The 17,192-nt window shown below is 33.7% G+C and carries 18 protein-coding genes and 1 tRNA gene; 16 read left to right on the plus strand and 3 right to left on the minus strand.

Annotation, left to right across the window (positions count from 1 at the left end; genetic code table 11):
* Positions 1-5: 5 nt before the first annotated feature.
* Positions 6-722 carry a T9SS type A sorting domain-containing protein gene (locus tag BUR19_RS01940; protein ID WP_083600622.1) on the minus strand — a complete coding sequence of 239 codons (717 nt, stop codon included), beginning with the start codon at positions 720-722 and terminating at the stop codon, positions 6-8.
* A gap of 171 nt (positions 723-893) precedes the next feature.
* Between BUR19_RS01940 and era the strand changes: the two genes are divergently transcribed.
* Positions 894-1,769: a GTPase Era gene (era, locus tag BUR19_RS01945; RefSeq protein ID WP_074233253.1), complete on the plus strand. Its 876-nt coding sequence runs from the start codon at positions 894-896 to the stop codon at positions 1,767-1,769.
* A gap of 60 nt (positions 1,770-1,829) precedes the next feature.
* Here the strand turns inward: era and BUR19_RS01950 are convergent, their stop codons facing one another.
* Positions 1,830-2,018 carry a hypothetical protein gene (locus BUR19_RS01950; RefSeq protein WP_074233254.1) on the minus strand — a complete coding sequence of 63 codons (189 nt, stop codon included), beginning with the start codon at positions 2,016-2,018 and terminating at the stop codon, positions 1,830-1,832.
* 256 nt (positions 2,019-2,274) lie between these two features.
* On the opposite strand from BUR19_RS01950, the gene amaB reads away from it, so the two are divergent.
* The 11 genes from amaB (at position 2,275) to BUR19_RS02005 (ending at position 12,069) form a co-directional block, all read left to right on the plus strand.
* A complete protein-coding gene (gene amaB / locus BUR19_RS01955; RefSeq protein WP_074233255.1) occupies positions 2,275-3,816 on the plus strand; it encodes an L-piperidine-6-carboxylate dehydrogenase in 1,542 nt (513 codons plus the stop codon).
* Positions 3,817-3,857: 41 nt separating this feature from the next.
* Positions 3,858-4,364: a hypothetical protein gene (locus tag BUR19_RS01960; protein ID WP_074233256.1), complete on the plus strand. Its 507-nt coding sequence runs from the start codon at positions 3,858-3,860 to the stop codon at positions 4,362-4,364.
* A gap of 53 nt (positions 4,365-4,417) precedes the next feature.
* Positions 4,418-5,740 carry an L-lysine 6-transaminase gene (lat, locus tag BUR19_RS01965; protein ID WP_074233257.1) on the plus strand — a complete coding sequence of 441 codons (1,323 nt, stop codon included), beginning with the start codon at positions 4,418-4,420 and terminating at the stop codon, positions 5,738-5,740.
* A 67-nt stretch (positions 5,741-5,807) separates the two neighbouring features.
* Positions 5,808-6,035 (plus strand): putative signal transducing protein, encoded by a 228-nt coding sequence (locus BUR19_RS01970; protein ID WP_074233258.1) that lies wholly within the window; start codon positions 5,808-5,810, stop codon positions 6,033-6,035.
* A 130-nt stretch (positions 6,036-6,165) separates the two neighbouring features.
* Positions 6,166-6,239 (plus strand) — tRNA-Ala (locus tag BUR19_RS01975).
* Positions 6,240-6,533: 294 nt separating this feature from the next.
* On the plus strand, positions 6,534-7,070 hold the full coding sequence (locus tag BUR19_RS01980) for a C40 family peptidase (protein ID WP_074233259.1): 537 nt from the start codon (positions 6,534-6,536) through the stop codon (positions 7,068-7,070).
* Positions 7,071-7,146: 76 nt separating this feature from the next.
* Positions 7,147-7,959, plus strand: a complete 813-nt coding sequence (locus BUR19_RS01985) for a 2,3,4,5-tetrahydropyridine-2,6-dicarboxylate N-succinyltransferase (RefSeq protein WP_074233260.1) — start codon at positions 7,147-7,149, stop codon at positions 7,957-7,959.
* Positions 7,960-8,059: 100 nt separating this feature from the next.
* On the plus strand, positions 8,060-9,229 hold the full coding sequence (locus tag BUR19_RS01990; protein ID WP_074233261.1) for a glycosyltransferase family 87 protein: 1,170 nt from the start codon (positions 8,060-8,062) through the stop codon (positions 9,227-9,229).
* A gap of 30 nt (positions 9,230-9,259) precedes the next feature.
* Positions 9,260-10,183, plus strand: coding sequence for a glycosyltransferase family 2 protein (locus BUR19_RS01995; protein ID WP_074233262.1), 924 nt, complete (start codon positions 9,260-9,262; stop codon positions 10,181-10,183).
* Between the two features lie 3 nt (positions 10,184-10,186).
* Positions 10,187-10,975, plus strand: a complete 789-nt coding sequence (locus BUR19_RS02000; RefSeq protein WP_074233263.1) for a polysaccharide deacetylase family protein — start codon at positions 10,187-10,189, stop codon at positions 10,973-10,975.
* Positions 10,975-12,069, plus strand: a complete 1,095-nt coding sequence (locus BUR19_RS02005) for a glycosyltransferase family 4 protein (RefSeq protein ID WP_074233264.1) — start codon at positions 10,975-10,977, stop codon at positions 12,067-12,069. The genes BUR19_RS02000 and BUR19_RS02005 overlap by 1 nt, the downstream gene beginning before the upstream one ends.
* A 68-nt stretch (positions 12,070-12,137) precedes the next feature.
* Here BUR19_RS02005 and BUR19_RS02010 read toward each other — a convergent pair whose 3' ends face one another.
* The gene (locus BUR19_RS02010; protein ID WP_074233265.1) at positions 12,138-12,791 is read right to left on the minus strand and encodes a YggS family pyridoxal phosphate-dependent enzyme; all 654 of its coding nucleotides are present in this window, start codon (positions 12,789-12,791) and stop codon (positions 12,138-12,140) included.
* A gap of 126 nt (positions 12,792-12,917) precedes the next feature.
* On the opposite strand from BUR19_RS02010, the gene lpdA reads away from it, so the two are divergent.
* The 4 genes from lpdA to BUR19_RS02030 all read left to right on the plus strand — a co-directional run bounded on the left by lpdA (position 12,918) and on the right by BUR19_RS02030 (position 17,182).
* Complete coding sequence (lpdA, locus tag BUR19_RS02015; protein ID WP_074233266.1) at positions 12,918-14,321, plus strand: dihydrolipoyl dehydrogenase; 1,404 nt, start codon at positions 12,918-12,920, stop codon at positions 14,319-14,321.
* Positions 14,322-14,605: 284 nt separating this feature from the next.
* Entirely contained in the window at positions 14,606-15,652 is a 1,047-nt protein-coding gene (gene aroB / locus BUR19_RS02020) for a 3-dehydroquinate synthase (RefSeq protein ID WP_074233267.1), read from the plus strand.
* A gap of 159 nt (positions 15,653-15,811) precedes the next feature.
* Complete coding sequence (locus tag BUR19_RS02025; protein ID WP_074233268.1) at positions 15,812-16,498, plus strand: porin family protein; 687 nt, start codon at positions 15,812-15,814, stop codon at positions 16,496-16,498.
* A 93-nt stretch (positions 16,499-16,591) separates the two neighbouring features.
* Positions 16,592-17,182, plus strand: coding sequence for a porin family protein (locus BUR19_RS02030; protein WP_074233269.1), 591 nt, complete (start codon positions 16,592-16,594; stop codon positions 17,180-17,182).
* Positions 17,183-17,192: the final 10 nt, after the last annotated feature.

Below are 17,192 nucleotides of genomic sequence, written 5' to 3' on the forward strand. Positions count from 1 at the left end.
ATTAGTTATTTTTTGATTATTTTTTGGACAGACTTTCCATCAATTCTTAAGTAGTAAATTCCGGGTAAAAGTTTTTTGATGTTGATTTCTTGTTTAGACGTATTGTTAGAGATTGTTTTTACCAATTTTCCAGTATTGTCATACAATTCAATATTAGAATTAAGTTTTAAGTTTTCTATAAAAATATATTCTGATGAAGGATTCGGATGAATAGAGATTTTTGATTTTGAAACGTCGGAAGTGCTTAAAATTTTATTTGAATAAAAGATTTTATCTCCATTAGAACGGGATATAACTAAACTTTTACCGCCATTGCTTTCACTGTAAACAAAATAATAATTTTCAGTATTTTGTTGATTTTGATTTCCTGTATAGAATTCGTAAATTAGGAAATCAAAAAACTTTACAGCTTGTTCATTCTCACCCTCATAAATTCCTAACGTAAAACTGATTGCTGGTATATTGAAGTAATTATCTCTCCATGTTATTCTTCCCGCTACAGAGTTATATAATCCAGAAGATAATGTAAAATAGTTAGAGTTATTGAAAGTGTCAAAACCTTCATTAAATATCCCATATCCATTATTAAGTGGAGGAAAATAGTTTGTGTTGTTTTTTTCTATTTTATCAATTTTCCAATTTATATTCATTAATGATGAATAAGACTGAGAAAATCCTAATAGCCATAAAAAGCTAAATAATAAAGTGTAAAGTTTTTTCATAAGGTTAAGTTTTTTTAATTGACCATAAAGATAAAAAAAATATGATGTAAAATCTTCATTTATTTAATGTTACGATTTCTGAAATGTTCCCCCGAAAATTTCCGTAACTTTGCTGTCCATTAAAATGTTTTCTTACATCATTTTAGCATTTAATACTTTAATTTAAAATCAATGCACAAAGCAGGATTCGTAAATATCGTCGGGAAACCAAACGCCGGAAAATCGACACTTCTCAATCAATTGATGGGAGAGAAGCTGGCTATTGTTACTCAAAAAGCACAAACCACACGTCACCGTATTTTCGGGATTTATAATGAAGAAGACTTGCAGATTGTTTTCTCTGATACACCAGGTGTTCTTGATCCAAAATATGGTTTGCAGGAAAAAATGATGGATTTTGTGAAGGATTCTTTACAGGATGCAGACGTTTTCTTGTTTATCGTAGATGTGACGGATAAAGCAGAACCATCCGAATTTTTAATTGATAAACTCAACAAAATTCCTGTTCCAGTTTTATTATTGTTGAATAAAATTGACCAAACCAATCAAGAAGGACTGGAAAAAATAGCAACTGAATGGCACGAAAGAATTCCGAAAGCTGAGATTCTTCCAATTTCTGCACTCAACTCTTTTAATACAGAAATTATTCTTCCGAAACTGAAATCGATGTTGCCGGAAAGTCCAGCGTATTATGACAAAGATATGTATACAGACAAGCCGGAACGTTTCTTTGTGAATGAGGCAATCCGTGAGAAAATTCTTCTTAACTATGAAAAAGAAATTCCATATTCTGTAGAAGTCGTTACCGAGATGTTCAAAGAGAAAGAAGGTGCTATTGTTATAGATTCCATCATTTACGTGGAACGGGATACGCAAAAAGGAATTATCATCGGTCACAAAGGCGAAGCTATTAAAAAAGTAGGAACAGAGGCAAGAATAGATTTGGAAAAATTCTTTGGGAAAAAAATCCATCTCAATCTGTTTGTGAAAGTCAAAAAAGACTGGCGAAAAAATGACAGAGACCTGAAAAATTTCGGTTACCGATAAAAAAATTAAATCCTTTGCTACAAAGGATTTTTTTTATTTTTAATATGGAGCGAAGTCAGTTTAATCAAACCATTGAGCAACATAATCCTTGATAATCACCCAAAAGTTTTTGCCAAGAAAATAGATTAGTGTAGAAGTGATGATACCTTTTACTGTAAAAAAAATAATTCCACCTATTCCAAATTTTTTCAGCAGACTTTTCCACTTCGGCAATTTCTTTTCTTCGGTCGTCTGTAGTTGGTCTTCCATCTTTTATTTTTTTCAAAAATATGAAAATTTATGTAATTTAGACTCATTCAAAATTATAAATTATCCTTAATTTATAGATGTTTGAGTGACTGATATCAAATTAAATTTATTGATAACATCCTTTTTCACAAATTAATTATCTTTTTACTATCTCAAAGCAATAATAATTGCTAAATGTTTACTAACGATTGTTAGCTTTTGATTTTGCTGGTCGAAATATATTTTTATCTTAGGGACTCTAAAAAAATTAAAATTTATGTCCTCGATTTCAATATTAGAAAACCTGAAAAGATTAGGCATTTCAACAGAAAACAATGGTACTTCTACCGGATTAGAATTTTTCTCATCTGGGCAAAATATAGACAGTTTCTCTCCGGTTGACGGAAATAAGATTGCTTCTGTAAAAACTTCCGATGCTGGTGACTACGAAAAAGTAGTAACGAAAGCGCAGGAAGCTTACAGAGAATTCAGACAAGTTCCTTCGCCAAAACGTGGCGATTTGGTTCGACAATTTGGAAATAAACTAAGAGAATACAAAGACGACCTAGGTAAATTGGTTTCTTATGAGATGGGGAAATCTTTGCAGGAAGGTCTTGGCGAAGTTCAGGAAATGATTGATATCTGTGACTTTGCAGTTGGATTATCGCGCCAGCTTCACGGTTACACAATGCATTCCGAAAGACCAGGTCATAGGATGTACGAGCAATATCATCCATTGGGGATTGTAGGTGTAATTTCCGCATTCAATTTTCCGGTTGCAGTTTGGAGCTGGAACGCTGCTTTAGCTTGGATTTGTGGAAACGTTGTTATTTGGAAACCATCAGAAAAAACACCACTTTGTGCGATCGCTTGCCAAAATATTTTCGCTGAGGTTACAAGAGAAAATGGACTTCCGGAAGGGATTTCTAGTCTTGTAATTGCTGACCATGAAATTGGAGACAAATTAGTCAATGATAAGAGAATTGCTTTGGTCTCTTTCACAGGTTCTACAAGAGTTGGAAGAATTGTAGGAAAAAATGTAGCAGAACGTTTCGGAAAATCGATTCTGGAATTGGGTGGAAATAATGCCATCATCATTACAGAAAATGCCGACCTTAATATGTCAATCATCGGTGCCGTTTTCGGTGCCGTTGGAACGGCTGGACAAAGATGTACTTCTACAAGACGTTTGATTATCCACGAATCTGTTTATGATGAAGTTAAAAATCGTTTGGTAAAAGCTTACGGACAATTGAAAATCGGAAATCCTTTGGATGAAACTAATCACGTTGGTCCATTGATTGACAAATCAGCGGTTAAACAATATCAAGATTCTATCGAGAAATGTAAGTCTGAAGGCGGAAACTTCATCGTAGAAGGTGGCGTTTTGGAAGGCGATAATTACAATTCTGGTTGCTACGTAAAACCTTGTATCGCTGAGGTTGAGAACGGTTACGAAATTGTTCAGCACGAGACATTTGCGCCAATTCTTTATTTGATTAAATACAAAACATTAGAAGAAGCAATTGCTATCCAAAATGATGTCCCGCAAGGTTTGAGTTCTGCAATAATGACACAAAATCTTCGCGAAGCAGAATTGTTCCTTTCAAACGGAGGTTCAGATTGTGGCATTGCGAACGTCAATATTGGAACTTCAGGCGCTGAAATAGGTGGCGCTTTTGGTGGCGAAAAAGAAACCGGCGGCGGAAGAGAATCTGGTTCCGATGTCTGGAAATATTATATGAGAAGACAAACCAATACGATTAATTATACGAGCAGTTTGCCTTTGGCTCAAGGAATCAAATTTGATTTAGATTAGAATTGTTGAAAGTTATTTTTTTTTAAATTATTATTATTTTGATGAAAGTAGTATTACTATTTATTTTATTTTCTAATTTTTTATTTGCACAAAATAAATTTGATAGTTTAACCTCAAAAATAAAAAATTTAGAATGGATGCGAAATTTAAAAAACACTGAAAATAAAGGTGAAAAAATTCAATTAATTATAAAAAAAATTAAAACTGATTCAATTGTTCCGCAAAATTTAATTTCTAATGATTTAGTACTAAGAGATGGAGAAGATTTTTCAAATAAATGCAAAATTTTATTTTTTCTTGAGAATAATAAGCATTTAATTCTATTTGATTTGAATAAACAACCAAACTTTTCAATTATACTTAATGTTCTCAATCAAAATACTGTTAAAGAAATTAATTTACTAAATATTGAAGATGCAACAAAATCATATGGAGGTAGGGGTGGTTGTGGAGCAATTATTTTGCATTCAGATAAAAGCAAATTAAGTAAACAAATAGGTGAATTACAAAAAAAAATAAAGAAGGGTCGCAAAAAAAAAGATTTTTAATTAGCGACCAGATTAAGTAAGTAAATATCAATGTAAATTTATCAACTATTAAAATGAACACAATTGTACACGAAAATAAAGTAAAAGAAACCCTCGGAAAACACATCCTTGCAGACGGTTTCGATTTTGTAATGGATTTTGAAAAATCCCACGGTTCCTACATCGTTGACCGTTTGACGGGCAAAGAATATCTTGATATGTTCTCTATGTTCGCATCGGCTTCCGTAGGTTACAATCATCCATACATTTTGGAAAAAGCAAATTGGCTGGGAAGATTAGCAACTTATAAACCAACGCTTAGCGACGTTTATTTGCAGGAATATGCAGATTTTATGGAAGTTTTTTCCAGAGTCGCGATTCCGAAGGAATTACCTTATTGCTTTTTCGTAGAAGGCGGTGCTTTGGCTGTGGAAAATGCTTTGAAGACAGCTTTCGACTGGAAAACCAGAAAGAACTGGCAGAAGAATATTGATAAAGAAGCCGGAATGGTTATCCATTTTAAGCAATCCTTCCACGGAAGAAGCGGTTATACATTGTCTTTGACCAATACTTCTGACCCGAGAAAACACCAGTATTTCCCCAAATTCGATTGGCCAAGAATTACGAATCCAAAACTGAATTTCCCAATTACAGAAGATAATCTGGAGGAAACAATCAAGCACGAGCAATTGGCTCTATTGCATATTCAAGAAGCGATTCTGACAAATCCGGATCAAGTGGCTTGTATTATCATCGAACCAATCCAGGCAGAAGGCGGTGACAATCATTTCAGAAACGAGTTCTTTACTGAATTAAGAAAAATCTGCGATGAAAACGAGATTCTTCTTATCCTTGATGAAGTTCAAACAGGAATTGGAATGACGGGGAAAATGTGGGCTTTCCAGCATCTTGATATTATTCCGGATGTCATTACTTTCGGTAAGAAAACTCAGGTTTGTGGAATTCTAGCCAATAAGGAAAAATTGGATGAAGTAGAACATCACGTTTTCGTAGAAAGTTCCAGAATCAATTCTACATTTGGAGGGAATTTTATTGATATGCTTCGTTTTCAATTAGTTTTAGAAATTATTGAAAATGAAAATCTGATTGAAAATTCTAAAATTGTAGGTGAATTTTTATTAGATGGATTGAAAAAATTAGCGCAGAAATTTCCTGAAAATATTTCTGCTGCAAGAGGAAAAGGTTTAATGTGCGCATTTGATCTAAAAGATGGGGAGTCCAGAGAATGGTTGAGAAGCAAACTTTATGACGAAGGAATTATCATTTTAACTTGTGGTGACCAGTCGCTTAGATTCCGTCCACATCTGAATGTAACAAAAGAAGAAATCCAAATTATTTTAGATAAAATTAATTCAATATTTGAGAATTTAATATAAGGAATTTCAGATTATGGTATTTTTTTCGTAAATTGCTTTGCTTAATAAAAAAATCAAAATCTGAATTATGGATGCAACAACAAGAGTGGCTGTTTACGAAAGTAATAGCCCACAGGAGATTCAGCTAATAAAATTTAGGCTGGAAGATGCAGGAATAAAATGTGATGTAGAGAACTCTTATCTTAGTTTTTTATCTACTCCCACTGCAACCAACACTTTTATTAAAGTCGATATCAAAGACGAAAAAAAAGCATTTGATATCATCGATGAGTATTTAAAATCAAATCAAAATTGATTTCATATTTTTAAATTTTACGTTTTACAGGAATCGGGTTCAAACTGTTTTGAGCCCGATTTTTTTATTTTAAATTTTATTAAGTTTTTTAAATTTTTTCAGTTAAAATTCTTATCATTGTAATATCAATGGGGAATTAGCTCATCTGGCTAGAGCGTTAGACTGGCAGTCTAAAGGTGACGGGTTCGATCCCCGTATTCTCCACTTTGAAACAATCTTCTGAAATTCAGTAGGTTGTTTTTTTTTGTTTGGCAAAAAATTTGCTCATGAAAAAACAAGTAATCAAGTTCATAGAACCTGATTATTGATTAAAGGGGGCACTAGTTGCCCTCTTAATTTCGAATCAATTTACAATCAATATATTTACCTGAGAGAAGTTTCAAAAACTTCTCTCTTTTTTTATTCAAATGTTTGTTTGGAAAATTAAACTAACCTATTTTTGTACAGTAAGCAAAAATTGATTCATATAGAAATATAATTACTCTAAAACAATGTCGAATGAAAAAATCTGTACTGGTAATTATATTTTCAATTATTCTGGTTTCTTGTGGTGCTTCTAAGTCTACAAAAAAATATTCTTACAAAAAGCCAGCAACATCAAAATCTACAAGCCTTAAAAAATTAAATTCCAATTATTCTGGTTCAGTTTCTGGAACAAGATCGTCTGTTTTGGATAATGCAGAAAATTATTTGGGGACACCTTACAAGTATGCTGGAAATACAAAGGCAGGTTTTGATTGCTCAGGTCTGGTTTGTAAAGTGTTTGACGAAAATAAAATTCAAATGCCCAGACGCTCATCTGATCAGGCAAAACAAGGGAAATTAATCAATGTTTCTGAAGCAAGACCCGGCGATCTTTTGTTTTTTGCAACAGCTGGCGGATCTGCTGTGACACACGTTGGAATTGTTCACGATATTTTGAATAATGGGGAGGTGACTTTTATTCATGCCTCAACTTCAAAAGGAGTTATTATTTCATCCCTCAACGAAGCTTATTGGAACAAAGCTTTTCTTTTTGCGAGAAGTGTGCTTTAGATTTATTATTTTTGCGAATATTAAATTAATCCAGATTAAAATCAATCATCATTAATCAATTATCATTTATATAATTATGTCTTTACAGGAAAAAATCGAAAAAGCTTGGGATAACCGTGACCTTTTGAAAGAAGAAGAATATCAGAATGCCGTAAGAGAAGTTGTTGCGAAATTAGATGCAGGAGAATTACGTACCGCTGAACCAACTGAAAACGGCTGGCAAATCAACGAGTGGGTAAAAAAAGGTGTGGTGATGTATTTCCCAATCCAAACAATGGAAACCATAGAAGTTGGTCCATTCGAATTTCACGATAAAATTCCTTTGAAGAAAAATTATGCTGAGAAAGGTGTAAGAGTGGTTCCACATGCAATCGCAAGACACGGAAGTTTTGTTGCAAGTGGCGTGATTATGATGCCTTCTTATGTTAATATCGGTGCTTATGTAGATTCCGGAACAATGGTAGATACGTGGGCAACTGTAGGAAGCTGTGCACAAATTGGCAAAAATGTTCACTTGAGTGGCGGTGTAGGAATTGGCGGTGTTTTGGAACCTTTGCAAGCAGCTCCGGTAATTATAGAAGATGATGCGTTCATCGGTTCACGTTGTATCGTGGTAGAAGGTGTTCGTGTTGGTAAAGAAGCTGTTTTAGGAGCGAATGTTTGTTTGACAATGTCCACCAAAATTATCGACGTTACAGGACCTGAGCCAATCGAAACGAAAGGTTATGTACCAGAACGATCAGTTGTGATCCCTGGAAGTTATACGAAGAAATTTCCTGCAGGAGAATACCAGGTTCCTTGCGCATTGATCATCGGAAAAAGAAAAGAATCGACAGACAAGAAAACCTCTCTTAATGATGCTTTGAGAGAAAATAATGTAGCAGTTTAATAACTATCGATTTTAAACTTATATTTGTCATTCTAATGAGAATTTAAACTTCTTGTTAGAATGACATTTTTTTTAAACTAATCAACCTATCAAAGCTATTGTGAAACAGAAGTTCTTGAAACTGATTTCAGATTACAGAATTATCTTTGTAATCTATATTATTGTTGCAGCGTTGACTGCGTACAGCAAATACAAAAGAGGAACTGGAGGTTATAATAACTATCTGATTTTCAAAAATGTATTTTACAATACGTTACAAGAAAGAAATATTTTCTCGCAATATCCTGACTTGTTTTTTGATAGCAATCATTACGGTGTATTTTTCAGTCTTTTGATTGCTCCTTTTGCTATGATGCCAGATGGTTTTGGTGCAGTTTTATGGAATGTTGCCGGAACTTTGGTTTTCCTGTATGCTATTTACAAACTTCCTTTTTCGGATAGAAAGAAATCGTTTTTTGCTTGGCTTTGTCTTCAGGAATTTATCACCGCGGCAACTTATTTTCAGTTTAATATTATTTTGACAGGATTATTGATGTTGTCAGCGATTTATATTTATGAAAGGAAAGAGACGCAATCAGCTTTCGCCATTCTTATTGGTGTTTTTGTGAAAATCTATGGAGTTGTGGGACTTTCCGCTTTTTTCTTTGTTAAAAACAAAACCAAATTCATTATTTCATTAATCATAATCTCAATTTTATTTTTTGTTTTGCCGATGTTGATTTCAAGTCCAAAATTTGGTATTCAATCCTACTTTGATTGGTACACTTCGTTATCTGGAAAAAATTTGGAAAATCAAGCTTTGGGAACACGTCAGGATTATTCATTAATGGGTGTTGTGAGAAGAATTTTAGGCGATGCTACTATTTCTAATCTTATCTTTTTGATTCCCGGATTTGTTTTGTTCATGTTACCTTATCTCAGAACTAAACAATTCAAATTTTTACCATTTCAAATGATGATTTTGGCTTCCACACTATTATTTGTCGTCCTTTTCAGCTCAGGTTCCGAGAGTCCAACTTATATCATTGCAGTTGCAGGTGTCATGCTTTGGTTTTTGATGCAGAAAAAATTATCAAAAATTGACATTAGCTTATTGATTTTTGTAATGATTTTCACTTGTTTTGCATTTTCGGATTTATTTCCAAAATTTATAAAAGAAGATATTTTTATCAAATATTCCACTAAGGCAATTCCTTGTATATTAATCTGGTTTAGAGTGATGTATGAATTGCTGACAAAGGATTTTGAAAAAGATTATAAATTGGACTGATAACTAGACCAATAATATTAATATAAGCAGATGAAAAAGATTTCCATCGTGATTCCGGCTTATAATGAAGAAGGTAACTTATCCATAATCCACGGCGAGATCAAAAAAGTGTTTTTGAACCTTCCTGATTATGATTATGAGATAATATATGTGAATGATGGCAGTCGGGATGCAACCCAAAAGACTTTAGAAGAGATTTCATCTAATTGTCCTAAGCTAAAATATCTGGAATTTTCAAGAAATTTTGGACATCAGAATGCTGTAAAAGCCGGAATGGATTATGCGGATGGAAATGCTGTGATTTCTATGGACGCAGATATGCAACATCCTCCAACGATGATTCCTGATATGATTAAAAAATGGGAAGAAGGCTACGATGTGGTTTATACCATCAGAAAATATTCTAAAAATATTAGTTTTTTCAAGAGAAAGACATCAGATTTTTTCTACCATATTTTGTCAAGCTTATCCGATGTAGAACTGGAAAAGGGTAGTTCTGATTTCCGCTTGCTAGATGCATCAGTCATTGATGTTATCAGAAAAACTGGTGAAACAGATATTTTTCTTCGAGGTTTGGTAAAATGGGTTGGCTTTAAACAATATTCGATTGATTTTGTTGCTGCGGATAGATTTTCCGGAAGCAGTAAATATAGTTTGGGGAAAATGATAAAATTTGCATTTACAGGAATTACTGCTTTTAGTATGAAACCACTTTATTTAGCGGCTTATCTTGGATTTTTCTTTTCATTTTTGTCCTTGCTATACATTCCTTATGTCATTTATGCATTCATTAATAAAACTGAAATTTCCGGTTGGGCATCGATATTGATGACAGTTGTTTTCTTTGGCGGAATCCAGCTGATAATTTTAGGGATTTTAGGAATTTATATGGGAAAAATATTCAAACAAATCAAAGAACGTCCAAATTATATTATCCGTTCGAAAAATTTTTAATTAATGATTTTACTAAGTTTTGATATAGAAGAATTTGATATGCCTTTAGAATATAGTGGGGAAATTCCTTTGAAAGAGCAATTGGCGGTTTCCAGAAAGGGTTTACAGAATATTCTCAGGATTTTGAAAGAAAATAATATCAAGGCTACTTTTTTTTCGACAGTTGTTTTTGCTGAAAATAATCAGGATTTGGTAAAACAATTACTTTCTGAAGGTCACGAATTGGCTTCTCATACGTGGTTTCATTCGGATTTTGAAGAGAAACATTTAGCAGAATCAAAACAAGAATTAGAAAAATTGTTTAATACAAAAGTAGTTGGTCTCAGAATGCCAAGAATGAGTCCGGTTTCGGAAGATGCAGTTTCTGATGCAGGCTATTTCTACAATTCATCCATTAATCCAACTTATCTGCCAGGACGATATAACAACTTCAGAGTTAGCAGAAAACCATTTTGGCAGAAGAGGATTTTGCAGTTTCCGGCATCGGTTTCTACAATATTTAGAGTTCCATTGTTTTGGCTGAGTTTTCATAACTTTCCGCTTTGGATTTATAAATTTCTGTCCAAATTATCATTAAGTTCCACAGGATTTTTGAACATCTATTTTCACCCTTGGGAATTTGCAGACATCTCAAATCCAAAATATAAATTGCCCAATTTTACTTTCAAAAATACGAATGAAGCAATGATAAATCGCTTTGATGATTTTATTAAATGGGCAAAGAAAAATAATTATCAATTCTTCACAACCAAAGAGTTTTTGGAAAATTGGACTCAAAAAAATAAGAATTAATGAAGATTGCCTACGACGCCAAACGTATTTTTTCCAGCTGGTCTGGCTTAGGAAATTATTCCCGCGATTTGGTTCGGGTTTTAGCAACGTATTTTCCAGATAATCAATATTTATTATTCAATAAAAAGAAGTCGGAGCGTGGCGAAGCGATATTGAAATTGCCCAATGTGACTTTCGTCCAAACAACTAAAGGCACGCTTTCCCGACAGCTTAAAACAGGAATCGATGCACAAAACAACAATGCAGACATTTTCCACGGTTTGTCCGGCGAATTGCCTTTGCGATGGAACCCGAAACCGATTAAAAAAGTCGTTACCATTCACGATTTGATTTTCGAAAGATATCCGGAATATTACACTTGGATTGACAGAAAAATTCATTTCTGGAAATTCAAAAAAGCTTCAAATTCTGCAGATAAAATTATTGCAATTTCGGAACAAACTAAGCGGGATATAATTCAGTTTCTTAAAGTTAACGAGAATAAAATTGAAGTGGTTTATCAAGGTTGTCACGCCAGTTTCAAAGAAAAACAATCACAGGGAGTTCTTAATCAAATCAAAAAAAAATTCAACCTTCCGGAAAAATTTATTTTGAATGTCGGGACGATTGAGCCAAGAAAAAATCTGTTGAATATTATAAAAGCTTTAAAGGATTCGAAAATTCCATTAGTAGTTGTCGGAGCCAAAAAGCCGAAATATTTTAAATTGATTGAAAAAGAAATTGAGAAAAGTAAAATCGAAGTTCAGTTCCTCTCAGGCGTTTCTATGGAAGAATTGGCTGGGATTTATAAACTTGCGGAAATCTTTATTTATCCCAGTTTTTTCGAGGGTTTCGGGATTCCTGTCATCGAAGCTTTATTTTCCGAAACCGTTGTCATTACCAGCAACACAAGTTGTTTGCCCGAAGCCGGCGGACCAGATTCTGTTTATGTGAATCCTGAAAATGTGGAGGATGTCCGCGCCAAAATCAATTTTCTTTGGGATAATGAATCTGAGAGAAAACGCCGTGCTGAAAAAGGTTTGCAGTTTGTTCAGAAATTTAATGATGAGGTTATTGCTGAGGAAATGATGAAGATTTATAAGAGTTTGATTTAATAGAATTTTAATTTAGAACGGCTTCGAGAGCCTCAGCCTGACAAAAACTATCAACTGACAAACAACAACTAATAATTCCTTTCTCCAAAAATCGCAGAACCAACCCTTACAGAATTTGAGCCAGATTTTATCGCAATTGGAAAATCACCACTCATTCCCATTGATAAAGTTTCTAAAGGTTTCAGTTCAGATAATTCATCAAAAAGATTTTTCAGAATAGAAAACTCTTCACGAATTTGAGTTTCATCATCCACAAAGCTCGCCATTCCCATTAGCCCTTTGATTTCGATATTCGGATAATTTCCATTAAGATAATCATTGAAAATTTCTTTAGCCTGATCCACTGTCAAACCAAATTTCGTGTCTTCTTTTGCGATTTTGACCTGAAGCAGAACGTTGATTTTTCTATTGTTTTTCAGAGCTTCCTTATCTACTTCTTTCAACAATTTTTCACTGTCAATACTTTCTATCATTGCAATAAAACCGGCAATGTATTTCACTTTGTTGGTTTGAAGATGCCCAATCAAATGCCATTCGATATCGCTGGGAAGAACGGGTTGTTTTTCCAGTAATTCCTGAACTTTATTTTCTCCAAAAGCGCGTTGTCCCAAATTATAAACCTCCTTAATTTTTTCAGCTGGATTGGTTTTGGAAACTGTTACTAGTTTTACATTTTCGGGAAGTTGAGAAAGGATATCTTGATAGTTTTGTTCGAGTGACATTGTAATTGAATTTTAGAAAAATCTGATACAAAAATAGAGATTAATTACTTATTTAAATCAGTTCCAAAATTGTTCTAAAATTCGTAAATTTGAGGAAATTTTTATTCGAATAATAATCACAAAGATATGAGTCAATTTGATGTAACCGTTATCGGTTCTGGTCCTGGCGGATATGTTGCAGCAATCAGAGCTGCGCAATTAGGTTTCAAAACTGCAATTATTGAGAAATATCCTACCTTGGGCGGAACTTGTCTTAACGTGGGTTGTATCCCTTCCAAAGCTTTGCTGGACAGTTCTGAGCATTTCGAAAAAGCAAAACACGAGTTTGCAGATTACGGAATTATCATCGATGAGCCAAAAGTAGATTTGGCAAAAATGATTGAACGTAAAAATGGAGTAGTAGAACAAACGACAAAAGGAATCAATTTCCTAATGGATAAAAACAAAATCACAGTTTTTGAAGGTCTTGGAAGCTTCGAATCTGCTACACAAATTAAAGTAACTAAAAACGATGGTTCTTCTGAAACTATCGAATCAAAATATACAATTATCGCAACTGGTTCAAAACCATCATCTTTACCTTTCATCACTCTGGATAAAGAAAGAGTAATTACTTCTACAGAAGCTTTGAATTTGAAAGAAATTCCTAAGCATTTGGTTGTAATCGGTGGAGGAGTAATCGGTCTTGAATTGGGTTCTGTTTATTTGAGATTGGGTTCTCAGGTAACTGTGGTTGAGTTTATGGACAAGATCATCCCAGGAATGGATGGTGCGCTTTCCAAAGAATTGCAAAAAGTTCTTAGAAAACAAGGAATGAAATTCGAGCTTTCTACAGCGGTTTCTGCAGTGGAGAGAAATGGAGATTCTGTAAAAGTTACAGCCAAAAATAAAAAAGGTGAAGAAGTCAAATTCGAAGGTGATTATGTTTTGGTTTCTGTGGGAAGAAGACCTTACACAGACGGACTTGGATTAGAAAAAGCAGGAGTTGAATTGGACGAAAGAGGAAGAGTTAAAACCAACGACCATTTGCAAACTAATGTTTCTAACATCTACGCTATCGGTGATGTTATCAAAGGCGCAATGTTGGCGCACAAAGCGGAAGAAGAAGGAACTTTGGTAGCTGAAATTTTAGCTGGACAAAAACCTCACATCAACTATAACTTGATTCCAGGAGTAGTTTATACTTGGCCAGAAGTTGCCGGTGTTGGTAAGACAGAAGAGCAGCTAAAAGAAGAAGGTGTGGCTTATAAAGTAGGAAGTTTCCCAATGAGAGCTTTAGGAAGAAGCCGTGCAAGTGGTGATACAGACGGATTTGTAAAAATCATCGCTGACGAAAAAACTGACGAAGTTCTAGGTTTCCATATGATTGGGGCTAGAGCAGCAGATTTGGTTGCAGAAGGTGTGATGGCAATGGAGTTCCGTGCAAGTGCTGAAGATATCGCAAGAAGTTCTCACGCACACCCAACTTATGCAGAAGCTGTGAAAGAAGCTGCTTTGGATGCGACTGGAAAAAGGTCGATTCACATGTAAGATTTACGTCAATATATTTTATAAAGAGAGGCTTTTGTCTCTCTTTTTTATTTTGGGTAACTTAATCCGTCTTCTGCTCTCAAACCTAACGGAGTCGTTCGACGAAGTCAATCTTTTTGTTCCACTCTGCTCCACAAAAAGAATTTCCGCTCAAAACTAACTAAGTGGTTCATCGATTCCATTAAAAATACATAGATTGAGATAAGTCGTGGCTGCGTACAATTCGTCGTCCAATTAAAACCGATTATTCCCATTTTGTTCTTACTTTTGTTAAAATTTGAGTTATGATAAAAGAGCTTGACCAAGATTTCACAAGTCTTAATGAATATATTGACCAAATCAAACCAAGTAAGATTTTTATTTTGGTGGATGAGAATACGCACAATCATTGTTTACCAATCTTACTCCCAAACCTAGAAACCGAAGCTCATTTTGAGGTTATCGAGATAGAAGCTGGCGAAGAGAATAAAAATATAGAAACGGCAACACAGCTCTGGGAAATCTTTTCAGAAATGGAAGCGGACAGAAAATCTCTTCTAATCAATCTTGGTGGAGGTGTGATAACAGATATGGGCGGTTTTGTGGCTTCAACTTATAAAAGAGGTTTCAAATTCATCAATATTCCTACAACTCTATTATCAATGTGTGATGCTTCTATTGGAGGTAAAACGGGAATAGATCATCAGTATCTGAAGAATATAATTGGAACATTTGCATTGCCGGAAGGTATTTTCTTTTATCCAAAATTCTTAGAAACTCTAAAATTTGAAGAACTAAGAAGTGGTTTTGCTGAAATGTTGAAACACGGATTAATCGCCGATGCTGAACATTGGAAACAATTAAGTTCTCTTGATAAAATAACGCCAGAATCTGTTTCTCCATTCATCAGCCGAAGTATGGAAATTAAAAATAATGTGGTTTCTCAAGATTTTAAAGAAGAGAATGTCAGAAAAACACTCAACTTTGGCCATACGATTGGTCATGCTGTGGAAAGTCTTTTCTTGAAAAAAGGCAATCTAATTCCTCACGGAGAAGCTGTAGCGCTTGGAATAATTTGCGAAACACATTTGGCTTTTCTTTGCGGATTGATTGATGTAGAAGTGTCATCAGTTATTATTAGTAAAATAAAAAGATTGTTTCCTTATATCGATATTTCAGAATTCAAGAATGCTGCTATTATGGGTTTGATGTTTAATGATAAAAAAAATCAGGACGGAAATATCAATTTTTCATTGATTAATGGAATTGGAAGTTGTCTTTTTGACCAAAAATTAAGTCCGGAACAAATTATTTTGACCCTAAATTTCTATAAAGAACTTAATCAGAATTGATTTTTGTTATTTATTGAATAATATTTTAATCCATTGAAAACAAGCTTTTTGAATTATTGATTTCAAGCTAATAATCATTTATAATAATTGATTATTTAAATTTTGGCAAAGATTTTGAAACTATCCAAATCGTAAAAACAAAATTTAAAATTTGAAATTATGAAAAAGTTATTTTTAGGATTAGGTTTAGTAGCGGGAACATTTGCATTTGCACAAACTAGTCCGTCGTTCGGTTTAAAAGCAGGTCTTAACATTTCATCAATCTCAGATGATGGCTATGAAGATTCAAAATCTAAAGCTGGGTTCTATGGAGGTGTTTTTATGAATGCACCCTTATCAGAACAATTCAGTATTCAACCAGAGGTTTTGTATAGCCAAATGGGAGCTAAAGTTACTGGAACCAATTCTTATACTATTGGAGGTGTAACTACTACGGATAAAAACTCTGCAAGTCTTAATTTAGATTATGTAACAGTTCCTGTAATGTTTCAATTTCATGCAACGCCTAATTTTTATTTAGAAGCTGGTCCTGAATTTGGATTCTTAGTTGGAGCTAAGGCTAAAGGTGATACAACTAGAACTATTACTTCTGGAGGCTCATCTTCTACAAGTACAGAGTCTTATTCTTCAAGAGATATTAAAGATTTTTATAGTGGATTCAATATGGGAGCAGGACTAGGTCTTGGTTTTAATTTCACTCAGAATTTTGGAATCAATGCAAGGTATGTTGCCGGATTTACTGATATCAACAAGAAAAACAACGACGAAGATGGTAATACTACATTAGAACAAAGTGGTAAAAACAGAAACAATACCTTCCAAGTTGGATTATCTTACAAATTCTAATATTACATAATATTAAATTATTACTAAAGACCGATTATTTCGGTCTTTTTTAATTTGATAATTTATATTTTTGTTCTTCATAAACAATTATATATGAAGAAAATATTTGGGTTGTTGGGATTGACGATGATATCATTGGCTTACTCTCAATCATTTGGTGTAAAAGGAGGAGCGAACATCTCTACAATCAGTCAAGAAAATGGTTGGGGTGATAAAAATTCTAAGGTTGGTTTTTATGCGGGATTGTATATGAATGCACCAGTTAATGCTTTACTTAGTATTCAGCCAGAATTGATATATAACAATATGGGAGTGAAATATGAAAATGGAAATACTTCTCACACGCTGAATCTTAATTATGTATCAATGCCAATTATGTTTCAGTTTGAATTGATACCTAAGTTCTATGTCGAAGGTGGACCTCAGTTTGGTGTTTTGGTTGGTAATAAAAATAAATATGAGAGTGATAGCAAAACCATAATCGAGAAAGATAAAGATGCTTACAATCAATTGGATCTGAGTGGCGGAGTTGGATTAGGTTTTAAATTCAATAATATGGCAATTGGAGCCAGATATATTATTGGTTTTACTGATATTAAGAAAAATGGTTCTACAAGTTGGAATAATAGTGATAAACAGCTAAGGAATAGTGGATTCCAAATTGGATTGCAATACGGATTTTAATTTGATTTAA

Origin of the sequence: Epilithonimonas zeae, assembly GCF_900141765.1 — a bacterium.
In the GTDB taxonomy this organism is placed as follows: domain Bacteria; phylum Bacteroidota; class Bacteroidia; order Flavobacteriales; family Weeksellaceae; genus Epilithonimonas; species Epilithonimonas zeae.

Bases quoted from the DNA above. Each gene is read 5' to 3' on its own strand.
- BUR19_RS01940 (WP_083600622.1), bottom strand. From the start codon at position 722: ATGAAAAAACTTTACACTTTATTATTTAGCTTTTTATGGCTATTAGGA.
- era (WP_074233253.1), top strand. From the start codon at position 894: ATGCACAAAGCAGGATTCGTAAATATCGTCGGGAAACCAAACGCCGGA.
- BUR19_RS01950 (WP_074233254.1), bottom strand. From the start codon at position 2,018: ATGGAAGACCAACTACAGACGACCGAAGAAAAGAAATTGCCGAAGTGG.
- amaB (WP_074233255.1), top strand. From the start codon at position 2,275: ATGTCCTCGATTTCAATATTAGAAAACCTGAAAAGATTAGGCATTTCA.
- BUR19_RS01960 (WP_074233256.1), top strand. From the start codon at position 3,858: ATGAAAGTAGTATTACTATTTATTTTATTTTCTAATTTTTTATTTGCA.
- lat (WP_074233257.1), top strand. From the start codon at position 4,418: ATGAACACAATTGTACACGAAAATAAAGTAAAAGAAACCCTCGGAAAA.
- BUR19_RS01970 (WP_074233258.1), top strand. From the start codon at position 5,808: ATGGATGCAACAACAAGAGTGGCTGTTTACGAAAGTAATAGCCCACAG.
- BUR19_RS01980 (WP_074233259.1), top strand. From the start codon at position 6,534: ATGAAAAAATCTGTACTGGTAATTATATTTTCAATTATTCTGGTTTCT.
- BUR19_RS01985 (WP_074233260.1), top strand. From the start codon at position 7,147: ATGTCTTTACAGGAAAAAATCGAAAAAGCTTGGGATAACCGTGACCTT.
- BUR19_RS01995 (WP_074233262.1), top strand. From the start codon at position 9,260: ATGAAAAAGATTTCCATCGTGATTCCGGCTTATAATGAAGAAGGTAAC.
- BUR19_RS02000 (WP_074233263.1), top strand. From the start codon at position 10,187: ATGATTTTACTAAGTTTTGATATAGAAGAATTTGATATGCCTTTAGAA.
- BUR19_RS02005 (WP_074233264.1), top strand. From the start codon at position 10,975: ATGAAGATTGCCTACGACGCCAAACGTATTTTTTCCAGCTGGTCTGGC.
- BUR19_RS02010 (WP_074233265.1), bottom strand. From the start codon at position 12,791: ATGTCACTCGAACAAAACTATCAAGATATCCTTTCTCAACTTCCCGAA.
- lpdA (WP_074233266.1), top strand. From the start codon at position 12,918: ATGAGTCAATTTGATGTAACCGTTATCGGTTCTGGTCCTGGCGGATAT.
- aroB (WP_074233267.1), top strand. From the start codon at position 14,606: ATGATAAAAGAGCTTGACCAAGATTTCACAAGTCTTAATGAATATATT.
- BUR19_RS02025 (WP_074233268.1), top strand. From the start codon at position 15,812: ATGAAAAAGTTATTTTTAGGATTAGGTTTAGTAGCGGGAACATTTGCA.
- BUR19_RS02030 (WP_074233269.1), top strand. From the start codon at position 16,592: ATGAAGAAAATATTTGGGTTGTTGGGATTGACGATGATATCATTGGCT.